The following is a 1,300-nucleotide window of genomic DNA, read 5'->3' on the forward strand; positions in this document are numbered from 1 at the left end:
TGACAGTGTCTGAGTACCTGCCATGCCTGACGGAGTCAGTGACACATCGGTGGTATTCATTGACGAACTCAACTCAGGAGAGAACGGAGCCGTCGTGTTGGGTGACAGTGTCTGAGTGCTTGCCATGCCTGACGGAGTCAGTGACACATCGGTGGTATTCATCGACGAACTGAGTTTCGGAGAGAACAGAGCCGTGGTGCTGGATGATAACGTCTGGGTGCCTGTCATCCCTGTTGGGCTTAGTGATGCATCGGTGGTATTGATCGACGAACCCAGCTCTGGTGAGAACGGAGCCATCGTGTTGGATGACAGTGTCTGAGTACCTGCCATGCCTGACGGAGCCAGTGATGCACCGGTGCTATTGATCGACGAACTCAGTTCTGTAGAGAATGGAGCCGTGGTGCTGGATGATAATGTCTGGGTGCCTGCCATCCCTGATGGGGTCATTGACACATCGGTGGTATTGATCGACGAACTCAGTTCTGTAGAGAACGGAACCACGGTGTTGGATGACAGTGTCTGAGTGCCTGCCATGCCTGACGGAGTCAGTGACACATCGGTGGTATTGATCGACGAACTCAGTTCTGGTGAGAACGGAGCCGTGGTGCTGGATGATAACCTCTGGGTGCCTGCCATCCCTGTTGGGCTCAGTGATGCCTCAGTAGTATTGATCGACGAACTCATTTCCGTCGAGATCCGGGCCATCGTGCTGGATGACAATGCCTGAGTGCTTGCCGTTCCGGACGGGCTCAATGAACCCTCTGTAGCATTAGCCAACGAACCAGACCCGGATGAGGCTAAAGCGGTGATACTGGACGACACTGCCTGGCTACTTGCCATCTCCGACGGACTCAACGACGTCCTGATCGTATTAACCGATGAACTTGACTCTGCCCCAATTAGAACTGTGGTATTGGCAAATAGTGCTTGAGTAGGGGTGCTCTCAGACTGGCGTGGTGCAGCCTCGATAGTGCTGGCCGACGAACTCAATCCTGCTACCAGGGCAGGTGCCGCGGTATCCGACCATAAAGCCGTCGTTAATGATGCTTCAGAGGCAGTAACGTCCGGTGGTACAAGGCTGGAATTACCCGGTGCGATTTGGGGTGTGATCGGGTTACTGCTGTTAGTAACGACTCCGGGATTGCTGCCTGGCCTGCCCGTGGCAGGTTGCAGGCCCGTGACGGGCGGCTGGCCGGTGGTTAACAATCCACTGGTGGGCGTGGTTCCTCTGTTACCACTGCCACCGGATGAGTGATGGTGACCGGAGTTGTCATTGTCAGATGAATCATCATCACTATCA

The 1,300-nt window shown here is 54.8% G+C and carries 4 protein-coding genes; 3 read left to right on the plus strand and 1 reads right to left on the minus strand.

Annotated features, from left to right (window positions below):
• On the minus strand, positions 1–534 hold a 534-nt coding region (locus J7438_RS25525; RefSeq protein ID WP_209278851.1), incomplete at its 3' end, for a hypothetical protein.
• Here J7438_RS25525 and J7438_RS25530 point away from each other — a divergent pair.
• Genes J7438_RS25530 through J7438_RS25540 form a run of 3 tightly spaced genes read left to right on the plus strand, consistent with a single transcriptional unit; the run spans position 533 to position 1,255 of the window.
• Positions 533–727 (plus strand): hypothetical protein, encoded by a 195-nt coding sequence (locus J7438_RS25530; RefSeq protein WP_209278852.1) that lies wholly within the window; start codon positions 533–535, stop codon positions 725–727. The genes J7438_RS25525 and J7438_RS25530 overlap by 2 nt on opposite strands.
• Positions 728–931, plus strand: coding sequence for a hypothetical protein (locus tag J7438_RS25535; protein WP_209278853.1), 204 nt, complete (start codon positions 728–730; stop codon positions 929–931).
• Between the two features lie 6 nt (positions 932–937).
• Positions 938–1,255: a hypothetical protein gene (locus J7438_RS25540; protein WP_209278854.1), complete on the plus strand. Its 318-nt coding sequence runs from the start codon at positions 938–940 to the stop codon at positions 1,253–1,255.
• Positions 1,256–1,300 lie beyond the last annotated feature (45 nt).

Origin of the sequence: Thalassotalea sp. G20_0, assembly GCF_017744175.1 — a bacterium.
GTDB lineage: Bacteria > Pseudomonadota > Gammaproteobacteria > Pseudomonadales > Endozoicomonadaceae > Endozoicomonas.